Here is a 19212-nt window from a genome sequence, read left to right as displayed (position 1 = left end):
TTTGAAACGCGACTGTGTCTGTTCCTCCGGATCGATGCTACGGATTTGCTGAATGATGCGGTATGCGGTGGCCGTCACACGGAAATCAGGTCCGCACCAGCGCGGACACCGTCGAACGTCAGCTGAGGGTGCCGACGTAGCTGATGATGGCGCGGCGCGCTGTATCCCAGGCGGCGGACGCGGCGTCGGCGAATTCACCGTGCCCGGTACCGCGCAGGATCTGTACCTCGGCGATGCCGCCCGCGCGCGTCACGACGTCGACGTAGCGATGGCTCTGCAGCGGTGCCACGACTCTGTCGTTCTCGCCGTGTAGTGCGGTGATGCGGGTGTCGCTCGGTGGGAGGTGATGGATGGGGGAGGCGTCGCGGTATCTGCCGGGCACCTGCGCGGGTGTACCGCCGAGGAGTTGGGGCACGAACTGGTCACCGCCTTCGGTGACAGCCAGTTCCACATCGAGTACGGCCGCCATGAGGGTGAGGCTGCGGATGCGAACAGCGGGATGCCTCGGTGGTTCGGCCGATCTGTGTCCGGCGGCCCAAGCGGCGAGGTGACCGCCTGCCGAGTGCCCGGCGAGATGCAGCCGCTGTAGATCGAGCAGGTTTCCGAGGCGTGGTGCGACGATCTCGGCCAGCGCGTCGACGGCGGCGGCGACATCGGTGAGCGTGACCGGCCAGCCACCGCCACCGTTCACCCGGCGATATTCGATGTTCCACACCGCGACGCCCTCGCCTGCCAGTGCCCGGGCATGGGCATCGAACTGCGCGAGGGTCCGGTTCTGCGCCCATCCGCCGCCGTGGATCAAAACCACCACGGGCAGACGGGTATTCGAAGTCGGTGGCAGATAGAGGTCGCCGAAAGTCTCCGGTGAATTCCCGTAGGTGATCCGCATCGGGGTGGGTGGAATCGCCGCGGTCTCCACGGCGATCGTCTCGGCCGGTTCGGACAGCACTGCGGCGCGATACCCGAGGCAGAGGGTGAACAACGCGACCACGACGAGAGCGACGAAGCGACGTTTTCCGCCACGTGCCACCGGCGGACCTCCTCTCGATCGCGTCTCGACCTGCACCGTACCGCCCCCGGCCGTGCGCGGACGGCTGGCTTACCACCACCCGAGGATCGGCTGCAGCTCCCGCCCGAGTGGTCCGGCCAGGGACCGGGAGTAGCTCGAGGTGAGGTGGTGTTCGTCGTGATAGATCAGGATGTTGCCCTCCGCCACCGCGCACAGCGTGGGTTCGCAGACCGCGTCCGTCACGTCGATCGGGAAGACGCTGGGAAACGCGGAGGCCGGTGCCAGTCCCGGGTTGATCGGGTCGAGCGCGTCTTCGCGGCGCATGCCGCAGCTGATGCGGTTCCCGCCACCCGCCAGGCAGTCGGTGGCCTTGTATCGGACGGTTCCGCGGCGCAGCCACGGAGTGTCACGGATGGCGATCACGCTGAGACCGCGGTCCGATAGCGCTGCCCATACGTCGAGATAGTCGGCGGGAGTCTCGTCGCCACCCTCGTCGCGGGGACGGGTACCGGTGGTGAACACCCAGTCGGGGCGGTCGGCATCGAGGCGATCGATCACCTCGGCCGACCAGTCCCGGCAATCCGGGATGGGCTCGCCCTTGTACGTGGCGTCCTCGGCGAGGGTGAGCGGGCAGCCCATCTTCAGATACACCTGGATGCGGAACGGGTTTTCGGCGGCGAGCACCTGGAGCGCGGGCAGCCAGTGCTCGGCATGGGAGCTACCGACCAGTGCCAGTGTTCGATCGGCATCCGGGTCGCCGTAGGTGCAGGTGACGATGTCGCGGGTGTCCCAGTCCGCGATACACCCGTCCGCGGTGGGCGGGGGGACTTCGGTGGGTGCTGCGAAGACGGAGGGTCGCATCGGCTCCTCCGGCGTCTCGACGCCGGAGGCCAACGCCTCCGCACCCGGGTACTTCGCCGGGTCGAGCTCGCCGACCGCGACCGGTGGGTTGACGCGGACAACAGCGAATTGCCAACCGGCGGTGACGGTAATGATCGCGACCAGCAACACCACGACCGCGGACGCGGCCAGGTGACGAGATCGTGTGTTCTCGAGATCGTCGCTGCCGACGCCCGTAGTGCGTTGCCGCAGTGGCTCTTCGATCCACCGGTGCGTCAACCAGGCCAGCACAACCGACAGCCCGATCACCGCGGTGCCGCCCACCAGCCCGGCGTGGGTGTTTCCGCGTTCGGTGAGAAAGAAGATCAGGATGGGCCAATGCCACAGGTACAGGGGATAGGCGATATCGCCGAGCCACCGCATGGCCGGATGAGCCAGTAGCCGGTTCGGCAGCGGCCAGTCGTCGAACCGCAGGTGCGTCGCCGAAAGGATGACAGCCGCTGTCGCGCAGACCGGGAGCAGGGCAGCGGGCCCGGGGAACCGGTTGGCGCCGTCGATGATGAGCCACCCACACAGCACCACACCGAGCACACCGAACACCGAGAGCGCGACGCGCAGTTGCCGCCACGGCACCAAAGACGGTGCGACCACGGCGAGCCCGGCGCCGATCAGCAACTCCCACCCGCGAGCGAAGCTGTCGTAGTAGTTCCATCCCTGATTCGTCGCGGTGCCATTGGAGGCGTAGAAGAACGAGGCGACCGACACCGCGACCACGACTCCGCCGATGGCCGGGCGAATCCGATCCGGTCGTGCGAGCCGAGCGCACAACCATGTCGTAACAACGACCGCGAGCAGTGCGGCCAGATAGAACTGCCCCTGTACCGACATCGACCACAGGTGTTGCAGCGGGCTCACCGAAGGATCGGCGGCCAGGTAGTCCGACCAGGTCAGGGCGAGTTGCCAGTTCTGGTAGTAGAACAGCGACGACAGCACCTGCGCTGCCGCAGTCGACCATTGCGTGTAGGGCAGTAGCAGCAGCGTCGCGGCGACGACAGCAGCCAGGACAACTGCCATGGCGGGGACGAGGCGACGTGCGGTGCGGCGCAACACCGACCACGCCCAGAACGGTTCCGGGGACTCCGCCCGGCGCAGCAGCAAGCCCGTGAAGAAGAACCCCGAAAGCACCAGGAAGACGTCCACACCGCCGGAAACACGACCGAACCACACGTGAAAGACCACGACCAACGCGATCGCGAGCCCCCGCAAGCCGTCCAGATCGACGCGGTACTGCGACCCACGTCCGGTTTCTGTGGCGGTGGTGAGGTGTGTCTGCGTCGAATCGGCGTTCACACCGGTCACAGCCCCGAACTCCACCTTGGCATGCGCCGCTGAGGTATTGGCGAGCCGGAATCCCGGAGAACGGACGATGACGACGACATGACAACTCTCCTATCACGGTCGGATCGATCAGGTCCATTCGTCGTCGGCGCCGGTAACGGTGAGTAACATCCACTCATGTCCGGTCGGTCATCCGTTGTCCTGTTCCATGGCGTCACCATGTCGGCGGCGGCATGGGACGACGTCGTCCCGCATCTGACCGAGCACCACGAGGTGATCGCCCCGACCGCGCTCGGGCATCGGGGCGGGCCCGAGGTGCGGCAGCGTCCGGTCCGCGTGCGCGATGTCGTCGACGCGGCCGAGCGAATGCTGGACGAGCGGGGTATCGACAAAGCCCATCTCGCGGGGAACTCACTCGGCGGCTGGATGGCCATCGAACTCGCCCTGCGTGGCCGGGCATTGAGCGTATGCGCGCTCTCACCCGCCGGATTCTGGGATGCCGGTGGCTATGGGCAGACCGACGCCGTCAGGAAACTGCGCCGCATGGGTGCCCTCGTCCGGCGGACCCACCGGGTCCAACCGCTGGCATTGCGATCGGCATGGGTCCGGCGGCTCTCGATGCGCGATATCGCTTGTCGCGCGGACCGTTTGACACCGGACCGAGCACTGTCAGCGGCCACGGACCTCATCGAATGCGCGGTCACCGAAGACCTGCTCGGCACCGACGAGCAGATCGCCCCGATACCTCAGGTGCCGTGTCCGATCACCCTGGCCTGGTCGGGCAGGGACGCGATCCTGCCGCCGGCGATCAACGGCCGCATCGCCCAAAATCGCCTACCGCAGGCCCGTTTCGAGATCCTGCCCGGCGTCGGCCACGTCCCGATGATCGACGATCCGAAACTGGTCGCCGAGACGATTCTGGCGACGACCGGCGCGCTACCCGAAACACCGAGCGTTCGCGGCTAGCGGCCGAGCTGTTCGCCTACGAATGCCGCGGCGTCGTCACGACTGTCGTTGAAGAAGTACGCGATATGGCTGTAGGTCAGCGCATTTCTGAACCCGTCTGCCGGGTCGCCGCCCTGGCAGACGCGGTCACCGGCATGGCAGTAATCGCGCAGGCGGTCGGCGAATTCCGATAGCGCGCCGACGCGCAGCGGACCGGTGCCAGACAGGGCGGGATCGAAGGTGCCACGGTTGTAGGGTTCCGCGCCGTTGAACACCGGGCTGCCGAACAGCGCGATGGCGCCGATACGCGCGGCCGCCTGCTCGGTCAACGTGGTCGGCGCGGCGAGGGTGTTGCCGATAACGCGCGCGCCTTGCGAGTAGCCGAGCAGCACGAGCCGCTGGTCAGGGCAAGCGGCGGCGGTCGCGTTCAGCAGCGCGGTCAGACTCGCGACACCGCGGACGGCGCTGTCCGGGCTCATCGAGGCCGGATATTCGAGTTCGGTCACCGTGGTGCGGGCGCCGGATTCCTGGGCGATCCGCTCGCCCAGCGGAGTGAGCAGCAGACTGCCGGACTGCGGTTCGAGGGTGCCCCGAACGGTGACGACCCGGACCTCCGCGCAGCCGTCGGAGTGGGTGAGCGGGTCGGCGGCCGCAGTCTGGACGGCGGGCAGCGCCAGTGCCGCGGCGGCTGTCGCGGTCGCCTGCAGCAGGATTCGATTTCGTCCACGCATTCAGCCACTGTATTGCGCTAGCCGATGGGCTCGACGCCGAATCTCCGAAGGACGGGCAACAGTGTGTCGGCCGCCGCACCGGCGACCACGGTGCTATTGCCCGTCCCCGCCATTCGCCACAGCGTCAGAGCAGAGCTCGGTAGTCGGTCAGGGTGTGACGATCGGGAAAGCCGGATCGAACTCGTCGAGCAACGAGCCGTAGGTGTCGAGGACACCGACATCGCCGTCGAGCTCGATCTTGCCGTCCTTGGCCAGCGCGTTCGCCGACCCCGGTTTCAGCAACGTCGAGACGATGAACGGTTTGGGCCCGGACACGGTCACGTCCGCGTTTCCGGACTTGCCACGACGGGCATTGAGTACTCCGCGCCGGATCCACATCGTCCACTGCTCGTCGTGATCGGTGAAGTCCAGGTCGATGCGCAAGTCGACGTCGGCGGCCTTGTCTCCGATGATGTGGACCGAGACGAAGTCGAAGAGGATATCGATCGGCATGGCCAGGATGCTGTCCTGGCTGGCGGTGATGTACGGGGGCGGCTGGGCGCCTTCGCGCAGTTCGAGCGCCGCCGACAGGAAGATGCCGCGCCACTGTGGTCCTTCGGCCTGGTAGCCCATCTGCTCGTAGGCGTCGGCTTGTAAGTCTTTGGCTTGCTGGTTATCTGGCTGAGCGAAGACCAGCTTGTGCAGGATATCGGCGGCCCACCGGTAGTCGGCGGCATCGATCGCGCGCCTGCCTTCGGCGAGAATATTGTCGGCACCGGCGAATTCGACGAACCGTTTCGCGGCCTCGACCGGCGGATGCGGATGCAGCGAGACCGGGTCGCCATCCCACATGCCCAGCTCCTTGGTGTACACCGCGCGGACATCGTGATGCAGGGTGCCGTGGTAGCCGCGATTGGCCCAGTTGCGGCCGAGTTCGTCCGGCAGCTCGATCACCTCGGCCGCTTCGAGCGGGGTGTAGCCCTTGTTGGCCAGGCGCAGCGCCTGATCGTGAATGTATTTGTAGGTGTCGCGCTGAGATTCGAGGAATCCGGTGATGTTGTCGTTGCCCCATACAGGCCAGGTGTGCGGACCGTAGTGCACCTCGGCCTCGTCGCCCCACCGTTCCAGGGTTTCGTCGAGATAGCGGGCGAAGTTGCGGGCGTCGCGGGTGCGGGCGCCGCGCAGGGTCTGGATGTTGTGCAGGCTGTGATTCGCGTTCTCCGCACAGGTCAGAGCCTTGAGCTGTGGGATCCAGATGTGCATCTCCTCGGGCGCCTCGGTGTCGGGGGCGTAGAGGAACTCGAATTCGACACCGGCGATTTCCCGACGGGTACCGGTTTCGGTGATGAGGTCGGTCGGCGAGATGTAGGACACCTGCGGTCCCTGTGTCGCGGCGAGCCCGATACCGCACGTGACGAAACCCTGTGGGCCGGGCGGCAGCATCGACCCGAACGCGTAGAAACTGCGGCGAGCCATGGCATTTCCGGCGACCACGTTCTCGCCGATCGCGTACTTGTCGAACTGCAGTCCCGGCGCGATGATCGGCACCTTGCCGGAGGCCACGTCCTCGGCCGACACCACGCCCTTCACTCCGCCGTAGTGGTCGATATGGGTGTGGGTATAGATCACCGCGGCCACCGGTTTGTCGGTGACGTGCTCGCGGATCAGTTCCATGCCTTGCCGCGCGGACTCGACACCGGCCATGCAGTCGATGACGACGATGCCGTCCTCGCCCTCGATCACCGTCAGATTCGCGATGTCGTTGTTCCTGGCCTGGTAAATGCCTTTGGCGACCTCGAACAATCCACCGACGCTGATCAGTTGCGACTGGCGCCACAGACTCGGGTTCACCGTGTCGGGGACGGGCGGGTCACCGCGCAGGTAGTCGAACTCGGTGGGATCGAACACCACCTTCTCGCTGTCGCTGTCGGCGTACACCGGTCCGGGTAGCGGGGCGATGAGTCCGCGCTGCGCGTCGGTGAAATCGGCGCGGTTGTCCATGTCGTAGAGCTGGGTGGCGGCGTGATTGATCTCGGTTGTCGCGTCGCTGGCCTGCTTCGGCTTCTGGCACATGGGCGGGCGCTCCTGTCGTGGTCGGTGGATCGTCGACTCGACGATCCACCGCGCCGTACCGGCATACATCGCCCGTCGCGGGTGAACTCCTTCGGCGCTGGTGCCGATGGTGTGAGTGGGCCGATTTCACCCACAACGTGTGACGCGCGGTGCTGTTCGCCCTCCTTAGCGTGAGCGCATGGGCTCAGTCATCGGTGATCTGCTTCCGCTGGCGGTGGGTGTGGCGATCTCGCCGATCCCCATCGTCGCGGCCATCCTCATGATCTTGTCGAAGAACGCCGGCGGTGCGGCGAAGGGGTTCGCGGTGGGCTGGGTCGCCGGGATCCTGGTCGTGACCGTCGTGGTGACGCTGCTCGCCGGGTCGCTGGGCGACTCGGCGGCGAAGGAGCCTTCGGCGGTGGTGTCCTGGATCAAGATCGTGTTGGGCGCTCTGCTGGTGCTGCTGGCGGTCAAGCAGTGGCAGTCGCGGTCGGACACTGCGGTGCCCGCCTGGATGCAGGCCATCGACACGCTCACGGTGGTCAAGGCGGCGGGTCTGGGCGCGTTGCTGTCCGGGGTGAATCCGAAGAACCTGTTGCTGTGTGTGTCCGCGGGTGTGGCGATCGGTTCCGGTGGGCTCAGCGCGGGCGGTGACATCGTCGCGATCGTGGTGTTCACGCTGATCGCCTCGGTCACCGTGCTCGCCGTGGTGCTCGGGTACGCGCTGGCCGCCGACAAACTGCGGCCCACTCTCGACAGCGCCAGACAGTGGCTGCAAGCGAACAACCACGCGGTGATGGCGATCGTGCTGCTGGTGATGGGCGCGGTCGTGGTCGGCAAGGGCATCGGCGGACTCTGACAGAAGGGCTCGTCGTGAGAACACTTCCGGTCTTCGAATCGCTGCACGGCTATCAGCGCGCGTGGCTGCGGCCCGATGTGATCGCGGGCCTCACCGTGTGGGCGGTCCTGGTGCCCGAAGCGCTGGCCTATGCCTCGATCGCCGGTGTGCCGCCGGTCGTCGGGTTGTACGCGGCAATACCCGCGCTCGTCCTCTACGCGCTGGCGGGCAGTTCGCGGCACCTCATCGTCGGCCCGATGTCGGCGACCGCCGCGCTCTCGGCCGCGATCATCACCCCGATGGCAGGCGCCGACAGCGGACGCTACCTGGCCATGTCGACAGCGCTGGCCATCGCGACCGGCATCGTCGGCCTGCTGGCCGGGCTGATCCGCCTGGGTTTCATCGCCTCGTTCATCTCCGAACCGGTCTTGAAGGGCTTCATCGTCGGACTGGCCTTGACGATCATCATCGGCCAGGTGCCCAAGCTGTTCGGGGTGCACAAACACGACGGCAACTTCTTCGAACAAGCCTGGGGCGTGATCCGCGATCTCGGCGACACCCAGTGGCGCACACTGCTGATCGGTCTGCTCGGTCTCGCGGTCGTCCTCGGCCTGAAGCGCTGGCTGCCACTCGTGCCCGGCTCGCTGCTGGCCGTGCTCCTCGGCATCGTCGCGGTGCAGCTGTTCGGGCTCGACGACAAGGGCGTCGATATCGTCGGCCACATCGATGCGGGTCTGCCCTCGGTCGGTCTGCCGTCCGGTGTGGGATTCGACGACTACCTCGACCTGCTCGGCCCCGCGATCGGTGTCTTGCTGATCGGTTTCGCGGAAGGGCTCGGGGCGGCGAAAACCTATGCGGCCAAAGCGGGCTACACCATCGACCCCAACCGGGAGCTGCTCGGGCTCGGCGCGGCCAACCTCGGTGCCGGCCTCGGCTCGGGCATGGTGGTCAACGGCAGCCTGTCCAAGACCGCGGTCAATGGCGGTGCGGGCGCGAAGACCCAGGTCAGTGGACTCGTCGTCGCCGTGCTGACCGTGCTCACCCTGCTGTTCCTGACGGGGCTGTTCGAGAAGCTGCCCGAGGCGACGCTGGCCGCGGTGGTGATCGCCGCGGTCATCGAACTCGTCGACATCGCCGCCCTGCGCCGCCTCTATCGGGTGTGGAACCAGCTGCTCGGCAGCATCTACGGCCACGCCGCCCGCGCCGACTTCCTCGCCGCGATGGCCGCGATGTTCGGTGTGTTGCTGTTCGACACCCTGCCCGGCCTGCTGATCGGCATCGGCGTCTCGATACTGCTGCTGGTCTACCGCAGCTCCGAGCCGCATGTGGCCGCACTCGCGAAACAGGGCTCCCTCTGGGTGGATACGGCCCGCCACCCCGATTTGGTCTCGCGTCCTGACCTGCTGGTGGTCCGCGTCGAAGCAGGCTTGTTCTTCGCCAACGCCGACTACGTGAAGACCCGGATCGAGCAGCTGTGCACGGACTCGACCCGCCTGGTGGTGCTCGACGCCGAGACCTCGCCCGCGCTCGACGTCACCGCCGCGGAGATGTTGCTCGACCTGCGAAATGCCCTGTCCCACAAGCGCATCGATTTTCGCATCGCCCGCTCGGTAGCCCAGTTCGGCGAAGCCCTCGGTTCGGCCGAGGCGGGCGACACCCCGATCGGGATCTACCCGACGGTCGCCGCCGCGGCCGCCGAATTACCCCCGCAGTCACATACACCGAGGAGCACCGATGGGTGAACTGCTTGTGCTGCTGCTCCCCGAGATGATCGGGCTCGTCGTCACACCTGCCGCGATCGCCGGATGCGTGCTGCTGCTGCAATCGCGGCGCCCCATCGCGAACGCGCTCACCTTCGGTGGAGCCTTCTTGCTCGTCTACACCCAGATCGCTGTCGCCGCGCTGCTCGGTGGCGCCTCCGACCCCGGCTCGACGTCGAAGACGGTCTCGCACTGGGCGGGTCTGGTGGTCGGCCTGGTGTTCCTGGCGGCGGCCGCTCGGGTCGTCCTGCACCGTCCGGCTCCGGGCGCGCCCGCACCGAAACTCCTGACCGAACTCGAATCCGCCGGTCCGCGAAAGGCATTCGTGGCCGGTTTGGTGCTCGCTGTCGTCAACCCGAATCTGTTCATCATGATGTCGGGCATGAGCGTGATCGCCAGCTCCCAGACCACCGTCGGCGCCGCGTTGGTCGGTACGCTGCTGCTCCTGCTGGCGGCGATGCTCGATTTCCTGGTGCCGATCGGCATTTTCCTGGCGCTGGGGGAGCGCGCCAAGTCCGGTCTGGAAAGTGCCAAGCAGTGGATGTTGCGCAACAACCGCGCGATGACGATCGGCGTACTGCTCGCCTTCGGCGCGCTGTTCACGATCCGTGGCATCGCCAATCTGACCTGACGCCGCGATTCACCCGCTACGGGTGAGGCGCAGTGACCTGAACGCGCCGACCATGTCAGGGAGACCGCCGCACCGAACCGAGGAGCTGATTTCGATGGCATTGGACTACGACGATCGCACCGATTTCGAGAACGCCGATCGCGGGTTCATCAAGACCCTGACGCCGATGCGGATCGCCAAGGCCGACGGCACGGTCATCTTCGATACCAGTGGTTACGGGTATCTCGACGGGCCGTGCCCGGAGACGGTCAATCCGAGCCTGTTCCGCCAAGCCCAGTTGTGTGTGAAAAACGGTCTGTACAAGGTGGTCGACGGCATCTATCAGATCCGTGGCTTCGATATCTCCAATATGACGATCGTCGAGGGCGACACGGGCATCATCGTGATCGACCCGCTCATCTCGGCCGAGTGCGCGGCGGCCGGGTTGAAGCTGTATCGCGAGGAGCGCGGTGATCGGCCCGTCACCGGTGTCATCTACACCCATTCCCACGGCGACCACTTCGGCGGCGTGGACGGTGTCCTGCCCGATGGGCGTGGCGATGTGCCGATCCTCGCGCCGGAAGGCTTCATGGCGGAGGCGGTCTCGGAGAACGTCTACGCGGGCGTGGCGATGACCCGGCGCGGCACCTATATGTACGGCGTCGGGATGACACCGGGACCCGAGGGCCAGTGCAGCACAGGGTTGGGCATCCAGACCTCGCACGGCACCCTCGGCCTGATCCCGCCCACTGTCGACATCACCCACAGCGGCCAGCAGGAGACCGTCGACGGGGTCCCGATCGTTTTCCAGATGACACCCGGTACCGAGGCGCCCGCGGAGATGAACTTCTATTTCCCCCGCCACCGCGCCCTGTGTCTCGCCGAAAACGCGACCCACAATCTGCACAACCTGGTGACCTTGCGTGGCGCGCAGGTCCGTGATCCGCGGATCTGGTCGCACTACATCAACGAGGCGATCGAGATGTTCGCCATCGACGCCGATGTCGCGTTCGCCTCCCACCATTGGCCCACCTGGGGTGTCGACAACATCGTGGAGTTCATGTCGGTGCAGCGCGACCTGTACATGTACCTGCACGATCAGACCCTGAGGATGATGAACGAGGGGCTCAACGGGGCCGAGATCGCCGAAACCATCGAGTTGTCGCCGAATCTGGCCGACGCGTGGAGCGCCCGCGGGTACTACGGGTCGGTGAGCCACAACGTGAAGGCGATCTACCAGCGCTATCTCGGCTGGTACGACGGCAATCCGAGCTCGCTCTGGGAGCATCCGCGCGAGGAGAAGGCGGTGCGCTATGTCGAGACGATCGGCGGTATCGATGCGGTGATCGAGAAGGGTCGTGCCTACGCCGCGTCCGGCGACTTGCGCTTCGCCGCCGAGCTACTCACCCACGCGGTCTTCGCCGAGCCGGGCAACAAGGCGGCCGAGGATGCGCTGGCCCAGACCTATCAGAAGCTCGGATTCGGCGCGGAGAACGCCACGTGGCGCTGCGTCTATCTGACCGGCGACCACGAATTGCGCCACGGGGTCCAACCGACCACGTTGGACGTCGGCGGTGGGATGGCGGCGGCGCTGTCGGTGGATCAGTTGTTCGACACGGTCGCGATCCGGGTGAACGGGCCACGCGCGGCGAAGGATTCGTTCCGCATCGAATGGCACTTCACCGACCAGGACACCATCGTGCGCCTGACGCTGTCCAACGGCGTCCTGATCCAAACACCCAACCCGCGGTCGAAGGCCGACATCGACCTCACCGTGAACCTCACCAAGCCGCAACTACTCGGCATCCTCGCGGGCAAGGGACTCGCCGGCATCGACTACACCGGAGACCCCAAGGTTCTCGATCGGCTCTTCGGCTTGCTCGATGCCCCTGATCCGAACTTCGCCATCGTCACGCCCTGAGCCCACGGCCGGTGCGAGGTCTTCCAGGAACTCGCGGCGTCACTGACGAGTGCGCAGTTCGTCGAGCATCTCGGCCCACCGGTCCGCCACCTGCAAGCGGCGGCGGGAGTCGTCGTTGAGCAGGCCCGCGAGCCCGAGCCCACGCGCGGTGTCGAGGAACGCCTGCACTGTGGTGCGCACCGTGCGGTTGTTGCCGTCGAGGCGCAACAGTTCGATGAGCGACCAGAAGCCGCGTGCGCCGACCTCGAGTTCCATGGCCGCGACGCGAGGCCCGAGCGTGGGGTCGTCGGAGGCGGCGATGCACAGCTGCAACGCGGCTTTGAACGTCGCGCCCTGGTGCAGCTCCACGATCTGGCGGACGATCGTGCGGGTGTCTTCGGCCGCGTTGTGGTCGGCGTGCTGCAGCGACTCGATCTCCGCGACCCGCATCTCCATGATGTGCTGCACCGAGGCGGTGAACAGCCCGTCACGATCCTTGAAGTGATGCTGGACCGCGCCCCGGGTCACCCCGGCGCGCTCGGCTACCTCGGCGACGCTCGCGTTGCGCCAGCCACGGGTGGCGAGCACGTCGAGCGCCGCCTCCACGATGCGCTGGTGGGTTGCCAGCCCGTTCTCGTTCTGCGGTCTGCGCCCCGCGGGCGTATGTTGCCGACTCATCGTCGAGCTACAGATCGACGGTAAGACAGCCTTCGGCTCGTGACACGCATGGAAGGAAGTATCCCGCTTCCAGTTCCTGGGGGCTCAACGCGGTCGACCTGTGTTCCGGGGCGCCGTCGAGAACCCGGACCGCGCACGAGCGGCAGAAGCCCTGCTGACAGGAAAACGTGGCATCCGGTCTGGCAGTGAGAATGGCCGCGAGCGCCGTCTGCGCTGCCCCGACAGTGAGGGTCTCGCCGGTTCCGGCCAGCCGGATCTCGAACTCGGCGCCGTCGACAACGGGCGCGGCGGAGAACCGCTCGTAGTGGAATTCCACCTCCGGCCGATGCAGCAATGCGCCTCGGAGTGCCTCGATCATCGGCGGCGGACCGCAGGTGTAGACGGCAGGTGCGCCGGTCAGGTCGCCGAGTAGCGTCGCGGGGTCGGCGAGCCCGGCTTCGTCGTCGCAGTGCAGGGTCACCCTGTTCCCGTAGGGCGCGAGCTCGTCCAGGAATGCCATCGAGTCGCGGCTACGGCCGCAATAGACCATCGACCAGGGCATCCGCACCCGGTCGAGCAGGGCGAGCATCGGCAGGATCGGGGTGATGCCGATCCCGCCCGCGATGCGCTCGGCGACGCACATGCAGACAGGTCCGAGTCCGACACCACTCGCCGACGAGTTCGAATTCATCGGTTGGGAACCTGACACCGGCTACGAAGTCGACTGGTAGTTGATGCACTACCGTGCGACTTGCATCCTGTACCTAGGTACAGGCTTACCGTGGATTCATGACGATCTCACCAGCTCAGGGCGACTGGGTGCCGGATGCGTGCACCCTGCCCACCGTGGAACAACCGATCCGGGTCGCCGAGTTCGACCGGTTCTTCGCCGAGTCGGTACACAACACGACCCGGCCCGCTCCGACACGGCTGGACCTATTCCTGGACACCGATGCCGAAACTGTCGGCCGCGACCTCGCGTCCCGGGAATCGAACTGCTGCTCATTCTTTACCTTCGACTTCGACACCACCGACGCCGATTTGGTGATGCAGGTCGGGGTCCCCGCGGCCTATGTCGAAGTGCTCGACGCGTTCGCCGCCCGCGTCGAAGCCGCGAACGGGGCCCGGCGATGACAGCCGGAATACGCACCAGCGAGCTCGCTGCGGCTGCCGGTGTGAACGCGCAGACCCTGCGCTACTACGAACGTCGCGGGTTGTTGGCCGAGCCGAACCGCTCCCTGGGTGGGCATCGCCTGTACTCCGAGCAAGCCGTAACCGTGTTGCGGGTGATCAAGGCCGCCCAGCGGCTCGGATTCACCCTTGACGAAGTCGCCGAATTGCTGTCAGCGACCCGGTTCGGCAAACGGCGTCGCACCGATGCCGGGTTGCAGGCCCGCGCCGCCCAGAAGTTGGCCGAGGTCGACGCGAAACTCGCCGAACTGGCCGAAGTGCGCGACACGCTACGCGCCGCACTTGCGGCGGGCTGTGACGACCTGCTCGCGTGCAGTGAAATACCCACCTGCCCAGTTCCTTTCGGCGAGGGCATCCACAACTTGACCAGTGGGGGTAGCGGCTGTGGCTGCTGAATCGAGCATCAAGACGCGGCGCTGGTGGGCACCGATCGGCGCGGGAGCGCTGCTGTGCGTGGGGTGTTGTGTAGCCCCGATCCTGATCGCGGCCGGAGTCCTCGGGGGCGGAACCGTGCTGGTCAGCGTGTCGTGGTTCGAGCCGCTCGGCTTCGCGCTGATCGGGATAGGTGTGGTCGGGTTGATCTGGTCCCATAAACGGGCACCTCGCGGCGGATGCACGGCAGGTATCGGCGATGAGGCGGCGGCGTCGTGTGCGGGCTCAGGGTGCGGGTGCGCAACCACAGTCACGACACCGTGAACTGGACTTTTAGGCTATGCCCATGACCGTGGTGCGCTCGATCCTGCTGTTCGTCCTGGCCGCTATCGCCGAGATCGGCGGGGGCTTGGCTGGTCTGGCAAGGAGTGCGTGAACATCGCGGCTGGGTCTGGATCGGTGCCGGTGTGATCGCCCTTGGCATCTACGGGTTCGTCGCGACGTTGCAGCCCGACGCCAACTTCGGACGCATCCTCGCTGCCTACGGCGGAGTATTCGTCGCCGGATCACTGCTGTGGGAATGGCCTTGGACGGGTTCCGCCCCGACCGGTGGGAGGTGATCGGCGCGGCGATCTGCCTGATCGGTGTCACGATCATCATGTACGCCCCGCTTGACCAACTTCTCAGGGGAGGTGGTGAGCGCAGCTGGGGAACAACCCGTCCGTCGTGTGCGCCCTAGACTGACGCGGCAAGATCGGCACCGCGCCATAGGGCGGTTGGAGTAGGAGTTGTGTGGTGATCCAGGCTGTTGTGTTCGATGTCGGCGAGACCCTTGTAGACGAGACGCGGGAGTACGGAACCTGGGCTGACTGGTTGGGCGTACCGCGCCACACATTCGTCTCCGTGTTCGGCGCCGTGATCGCCCAAGGGCTGGACTACCGAGAGACGTTCCAGGTGTTCAAGCCGGGGTTCGATCTCGATCAGCAGCGCCAAGCTCGCGCGGAGGCAGGCAAGCCGGAATGGTTCGGCGAGGACGATCTCTACCCGGATGTGCGTCCAGCCCTGTCGGCCCTCCGCGAGATGGGTACTTGGGTAGGCATCGTCGGGAACCAGACCGTACGCGCGGGCGGCCTGCTGCGTGGGCTCGATCTGCCGACCGACTTCATCGCGACCTCCGATGACTGGGGTGTGGCAAAGCCCGATGTCGCGTTCTTCGACAAGGTTGTCGAGGCCGCCGGATGCCCGGCAGAACAGATCATCTACGTCGGTGACCGCATCGACAACGACATCACCCCGGCCACGAAGGTCGGGATGCGAACCGCCTACATCCAGCGCGGACCGTGGGGATGGATTCACAAAGATCGGCAGGACGTGAAGGAGCTCTCGGACTGGCGAATCCTCAGCCTGTCCGAACTCCCCGACATCGTGAAGTCCGAGCGCTAGCCAGAGAGTGAGTTGACGGTTGTATGCCAGTCATACAACCGCTCATCCAACGCCCGCACCTCAGGTATCGAGTCCCACTTACGCAGGTCCTGCCGAACCACCTTGATCCGATCCAAAGTCGTTGCGTACCAGTGCTCGCCGATCCCGTCCAACGCATCCTCGAGGAAGCCACAAGCTTGCTCAGGAAGCTTCTCCAACACACACGCAGCCGCAGCATCGGCAAGGTAGACCGACCGTTGTTTCACCGATTCCGCGGGGAGTTCGTCGAGGACTTGCCGCAGGGTCGCCAGGGCCTCACGACCGTCCCCCGCGGAAATCAAGGTGTTGGCCTTGAAACCCGCGAGCCGGGTCGGGGAAAACCAGTCCAGCCACTGCGGCGACGGTCGCTCCTGCGGATCGTGCAGGGCGTACGCCTGTTCGGCGTGCCGGATGAGGCTCAGAGCCTGTCGTGTTTTGCCGAACCGCGTCTCGACTTCGGCCTCGACAGCATCGAGCCAGGCCGTCAGTTCGTGGTTTCCGTTGCCGCGCCGTGCAAATGCCCGAGCCGCCCGTACCCGCTCTCTCGCTTCCTCTGCCCTTTTCGCTTCGCCGGAGAACGCAGGAATGAAGGCCATGTGCGCGAGGACGGCGCAGCCGAGCAGGGCGTCTGCTGCTTCGTGGGCCGCCTGTAGCGCGAGGACGAAACTTGTCTGGGCTTCGTCGGGCTGCTGAAGATCGAAGAACTCGAGACGGCCCGCCAGCAGCGCTGATTCAGAGACTGCTTTTGCCAAGGGGACCGTGGCCCGAACATCGATCTGCGGGATGAGATCGGACCCCATCCGAGCGTGATAAGAGACGGATCGGTGCAGTTGCTTTGCTGGCAGTGACCAGTACATCCCGCGATGAGCAACCGTGATCGCCACAAAGTTCTTCGCGACCGTCGCTGGCAGTTCCACTCCACCCACGACGCGCCGGTACCGACCTGTTTTCTGAATCCCGTTGGTGCCCAACACTTCTCTAGAAGCTTGCCCTTCCGAGCCGTTCGGCCAGGGAGGTGCGAACCCGAGTTCGGTAATGGGGCGTTTGAACAGCGCTTCCAGGGCTGCGGCATGTTCTGGATGCGGCCAGGGCGGATCGGTCGACTCCCAGCGCCGTACGGTCCGTGCGGCTACCTCGATGCGGAGTCCGATCGCGCGCGCGGCGTCAGTCAACGCATCAGCCAAAGCCGCTTGGGATCGATATCCCAGCGCCTGACGGGCCGCGCGAAGAGCCGCATTCCCATTGTTTGCCATGCCCGCGAGAGTAGTCCGCTATCGGGACATTTGACGAGGGAGCATGTCGCATGTGGCCGTCTTATGTCCGCTTATTTGTCCTTCTTTCGACCTTTGCATTGAGTCACTGTGGGTCTTGTAGAGCTACTGAGCTTGCGGTAGCCGCCCGTCTCGTCACACGAAACGGACATCTGAGAAGGATGACACGGAGGAACGATGAACGAGCCCGACCCATCAAGAGGCCAGACAAATGTGGTCACGGCTGAGCGGCCAACTTCATCGGTGACCCGATGACATCCACCATCGAAGCCGATGTTCTCGCCATTCTCGCAGTCGGTGGGCAGCTCACCGCCGACACGATCGCCCGCAACCTGAACGTGCCGCCTTGGCGCGTGGTGCGCGCCCTGAACTCGTTGCGGCGCAACGGCGACACATTTCGGAACCGGCGTGCGGAGTGGCAGATCACGGCCGGACAGAGTCACACGGAACGGCAGGCCGCGCGATGAGCCACCCCACCCCCGCCACGCCCGCGCCACCGCCATCGCTCATCCAACTCACCCAAACGCTCGAAGCGATGCGCGAAGCCGGTTGGCTCACAAACGCACCCACTCCACTAACGGTCGATGCGACAGGGCCGCGCATCCCCGCGACCGGGTTGCCCGAGGTACTCCGATGACCCAGCCCAGCCCACCCGCCACCGCCTACGCCGAAACTCCCCGATCACGCTGCGAGTTCTACCGGCACGTGCTCGTTGCCCACCGTGATCGACCCCGATACCGGGCGGATCACGATGAAGGCAGGGTTTGTCGGCGCGGTGATGATGCCCACCGAGCTGGCGCAACGGGTCAAAACCGCCCTCGATGTGCGTGGTGTCGCGCCGTTGCCGATCATCGGCCACCCCCGCGCAAGAATGTGGACGTTCTTGGTGAGGTCCGACATCCGCCCGATCGGTGATCCCGCCGTCGTGGCACAGCTATGGCGATCGCGGGTGGTTGTGATCCGTGAGGGCGATATCGCATTGCCCTCGCCGGTGCCGGACGCACTGATCGCCCGCACGTGGATATCCCCGGCAATCAGTAAGTTCCGGCCATCCGGGGCGGTCGTTCTCGAATGCGCCCGAGCGTGCCTATCGAGGCAGCACCCCCGATGAACCCCGGCTGCCGGTCACCCTGCCCTGACGAACCCGATATCCACCTCACCATCCAATTCGCCAGTGTACGAGTGGAATTCGCCGCTTGCCTGACCGCCGCGCTCGTGTTCGTACAGGATATGGCCGCCCGCCGACCCTGCACCGTCGCCGTCGATTCCGGCCACTGTGTCGGGCTCCCAAGACTCCCGAACGAGCGCCTCTACCTGCTGCCCTGACCCGCGCAATTTCGACATTACATGTCTGTGTGAGACGCGTGAAGTATGTAATGAAATAGTATTTGCCGATGGTCCGAACCTCGAGTCGTCCGCGCAAACTGACCGCGCGTTCGGCGATCCTCAGCGCGCTGCTCGGCGCCCACCCGCCGCAGGCGACGGTCGGTGGAATCCTCGCCGTCGCCGCCGAGCTCGGCCTGCAGGAATCGGCCGTTCGTGTCGCGCTCACGCGAATGGTCGCCAGCAGTGATCTCGAGCGATCCGACGGTGTCTATCGACTGTCCGACCGGTTGGTCGAGCGGCAGCGCCGCCAGGACGCGGCTGTCGCTCCGCGCACGCGGCACTGGATCGGGCAGTGGCGGCTGGCTGTCGTCACGGTCGGCGCCGACGACTCCACCGACCGTGCCGCGATGCGGGAATCGCTGCGTGCCGCGCGATTCGGCGAACTGCGCGAGGGTGTTTGGGCTCGTCCCGACAATCTCGACGTCGACCTCTCGCCCCGGATGCGCGAGCGGGTGGCGCTGTTCACCGCACTGCCGGAGGAGCGTTCGATCGAGCTCGCCGAGCGGCTCTTCTCGCCGTCGGTGTGGGCGAGCAGGGCTACCGAACTCGTCGCGGCGTACGACCCCGAGGCGCCGATGGCTGCGCGGTTCGAGCTCGCCGCGGCGAGTGTGCGGCATCTGCTCGATGATCCGCTGCTCCCGGAAGATCTTCTTCCGGTGCCATGGCCCGGTGCACCGCTGCGAGCGATCTACGAGCGGTTCCGTGTCGAATTCCAGGCGTTCGCCGAACCGCTGATGTCGGAGCATGGGGACATCCCCACGTCCCGGTGATCTCCGTCGGCCGAACTTCTGCCGCGAACATGGTGTTGACAAATATCTAGCGCGGGTGCGAGGTTGGTAATGCCGGAACCCTGAGTACCGCATACTCGCGGC

At 66.0% G+C, this 19212-nt stretch carries 18 protein-coding genes and 1 pseudogene; 11 read left to right on the top strand and 8 right to left on the bottom strand.

What is annotated here, in order from left to right; translation table 11 throughout:
- Positions 1-118 precede the first annotated feature (118 nt).
- Together ACFWPK_RS09910 and ACFWPK_RS09905 are read right to left on the bottom strand one after the other, a co-directional pair.
- Positions 119-1030, bottom strand: a complete 912-nt coding sequence (locus ACFWPK_RS09910; protein ID WP_378914225.1) for an alpha/beta hydrolase family protein — start codon at positions 1028-1030, stop codon at positions 119-121.
- 69 nt (positions 1031-1099) lie between these two features.
- Positions 1100-3199 carry an acyltransferase family protein gene (locus ACFWPK_RS09905; protein ID WP_378914326.1) on the bottom strand — a complete coding sequence of 700 codons (2100 nt, stop codon included), beginning with the start codon at positions 3197-3199 and terminating at the stop codon, positions 1100-1102.
- Positions 3200-3364: 165 nt separating this feature from the next.
- Here ACFWPK_RS09905 and ACFWPK_RS09900 point away from each other — a divergent pair, with 165 nt between their 5' ends.
- Positions 3365-4153, top strand: a complete 789-nt coding sequence (locus tag ACFWPK_RS09900; protein ID WP_378914224.1) for an alpha/beta fold hydrolase — start codon at positions 3365-3367, stop codon at positions 4151-4153.
- On the opposite strand, the gene ACFWPK_RS09895 is transcribed toward ACFWPK_RS09900, so the two are convergent.
- Positions 4150-4863: a cutinase family protein gene (locus ACFWPK_RS09895; RefSeq protein WP_378914223.1), complete on the bottom strand. Its 714-nt coding sequence runs from the start codon at positions 4861-4863 to the stop codon at positions 4150-4152. The two genes, ACFWPK_RS09900 and ACFWPK_RS09895, sit on opposite strands and share 4 nt — an antisense overlap.
- Positions 4864-5010: 147 nt before the next feature.
- A complete protein-coding gene (locus tag ACFWPK_RS09890) occupies positions 5011-6915 on the bottom strand; it encodes an alkyl/aryl-sulfatase (protein ID WP_378914222.1) in 1905 nt (634 codons plus the stop codon).
- A 178-nt stretch (positions 6916-7093) separates the two neighbouring features.
- On the opposite strand from ACFWPK_RS09890, the gene ACFWPK_RS09885 reads away from it, so the two are divergent.
- The 4 genes from ACFWPK_RS09885 (at position 7094) to ACFWPK_RS09870 (ending at position 12023) form a co-directional block, all read left to right on the top strand.
- Complete coding sequence (locus ACFWPK_RS09885; RefSeq protein ID WP_378914221.1) at positions 7094-7753, top strand: GAP family protein; 660 nt, start codon at positions 7094-7096, stop codon at positions 7751-7753.
- A gap of 14 nt (positions 7754-7767) precedes the next feature.
- Positions 7768-9474 carry a SulP family inorganic anion transporter gene (locus tag ACFWPK_RS09880; protein WP_378914220.1) on the top strand — a complete coding sequence of 569 codons (1707 nt, stop codon included), beginning with the start codon at positions 7768-7770 and terminating at the stop codon, positions 9472-9474.
- The gene (locus ACFWPK_RS09875; protein WP_378914219.1) at positions 9467-10123 is read left to right on the top strand and encodes a GAP family protein; all 657 of its coding nucleotides are present in this window, start codon (positions 9467-9469) and stop codon (positions 10121-10123) included. The genes ACFWPK_RS09880 and ACFWPK_RS09875 overlap by 8 nt, the downstream gene beginning before the upstream one ends.
- 94 nt (positions 10124-10217) lie before the next feature.
- Positions 10218-12023, top strand: coding sequence for an alkyl/aryl-sulfatase (locus tag ACFWPK_RS09870; protein WP_378914218.1), 1806 nt, complete (start codon positions 10218-10220; stop codon positions 12021-12023).
- 39 nt (positions 12024-12062) lie between these two features.
- Here ACFWPK_RS09870 and ACFWPK_RS09865 read toward each other — a convergent pair whose 3' ends face one another.
- Both ACFWPK_RS09865 and ACFWPK_RS09860 read right to left on the bottom strand, forming a co-directional pair.
- Positions 12063-12680 (bottom strand): TetR/AcrR family transcriptional regulator, encoded by a 618-nt coding sequence (locus tag ACFWPK_RS09865; RefSeq protein ID WP_378914217.1) that lies wholly within the window; start codon positions 12678-12680, stop codon positions 12063-12065.
- Between the two features lie 7 nt (positions 12681-12687).
- Positions 12688-13350, bottom strand: a complete 663-nt coding sequence (locus ACFWPK_RS09860; RefSeq protein ID WP_378914216.1) for a flavin reductase family protein — start codon at positions 13348-13350, stop codon at positions 12688-12690.
- Positions 13351-13448: 98 nt separating this feature from the next.
- Between ACFWPK_RS09860 and ACFWPK_RS09855 the strand changes: the two genes are divergently transcribed.
- The 4 genes and pseudogenes from ACFWPK_RS09855 to ACFWPK_RS09840 all read left to right on the top strand — a co-directional run bounded on the left by ACFWPK_RS09855 (position 13449) and on the right by ACFWPK_RS09840 (position 15665).
- Complete coding sequence (locus ACFWPK_RS09855) at positions 13449-13793, top strand: hypothetical protein (protein WP_378914215.1); 345 nt, start codon at positions 13449-13451, stop codon at positions 13791-13793.
- On the top strand, positions 13790-14245 hold the full coding sequence (locus ACFWPK_RS09850) for a MerR family transcriptional regulator (protein WP_378914214.1): 456 nt from the start codon (positions 13790-13792) through the stop codon (positions 14243-14245). Before ACFWPK_RS09855 ends, ACFWPK_RS09850 begins: the two co-directional genes overlap by 4 nt.
- A gap of 323 nt (positions 14246-14568) precedes the next feature.
- Positions 14569-14961, top strand: a pseudogene (locus ACFWPK_RS09845) (YnfA family protein).
- A gap of 56 nt (positions 14962-15017) precedes the next feature.
- Positions 15018-15665 carry an HAD family hydrolase gene (locus ACFWPK_RS09840; RefSeq protein ID WP_378914213.1) on the top strand — a complete coding sequence of 216 codons (648 nt, stop codon included), beginning with the start codon at positions 15018-15020 and terminating at the stop codon, positions 15663-15665.
- On the opposite strand, the gene ACFWPK_RS09835 is transcribed toward ACFWPK_RS09840, so the two are convergent.
- Entirely contained in the window at positions 15662-16936 is a 1275-nt protein-coding gene (locus tag ACFWPK_RS09835) for a hypothetical protein (RefSeq protein ID WP_378914212.1), read from the bottom strand. The two genes, ACFWPK_RS09840 and ACFWPK_RS09835, sit on opposite strands and share 4 nt — an antisense overlap.
- Positions 16937-17205: 269 nt before the next feature.
- On the opposite strand from ACFWPK_RS09835, the gene ACFWPK_RS09830 reads away from it, so the two are divergent.
- On the top strand, positions 17206-17421 hold the full coding sequence (locus tag ACFWPK_RS09830; RefSeq protein ID WP_378914211.1) for a helix-turn-helix domain-containing protein: 216 nt from the start codon (positions 17206-17208) through the stop codon (positions 17419-17421).
- A 214-nt stretch (positions 17422-17635) separates the two neighbouring features.
- On the opposite strand, the gene ACFWPK_RS09825 is transcribed toward ACFWPK_RS09830, so the two are convergent.
- Positions 17636-17806: a hypothetical protein gene (locus ACFWPK_RS09825; RefSeq protein ID WP_378914210.1), complete on the bottom strand. Its 171-nt coding sequence runs from the start codon at positions 17804-17806 to the stop codon at positions 17636-17638.
- A 542-nt stretch (positions 17807-18348) separates the two neighbouring features.
- Here ACFWPK_RS09825 and ACFWPK_RS09820 point away from each other — a divergent pair.
- The gene (locus ACFWPK_RS09820; protein WP_378914209.1) at positions 18349-19110 is read left to right on the top strand and encodes a PaaX family transcriptional regulator C-terminal domain-containing protein; all 762 of its coding nucleotides are present in this window, start codon (positions 18349-18351) and stop codon (positions 19108-19110) included.
- Positions 19111-19212 lie beyond the last annotated feature (102 nt).

This window comes from Nocardia sp. NPDC058519 (assembly GCF_042719755.1).
GTDB lineage: Bacteria > Actinomycetota > Actinomycetes > Mycobacteriales > Mycobacteriaceae > Nocardia.
Note: the sequence above shows the minus strand (reverse complement) of the source record. Positions and strands in the feature narration are given on the sequence as shown.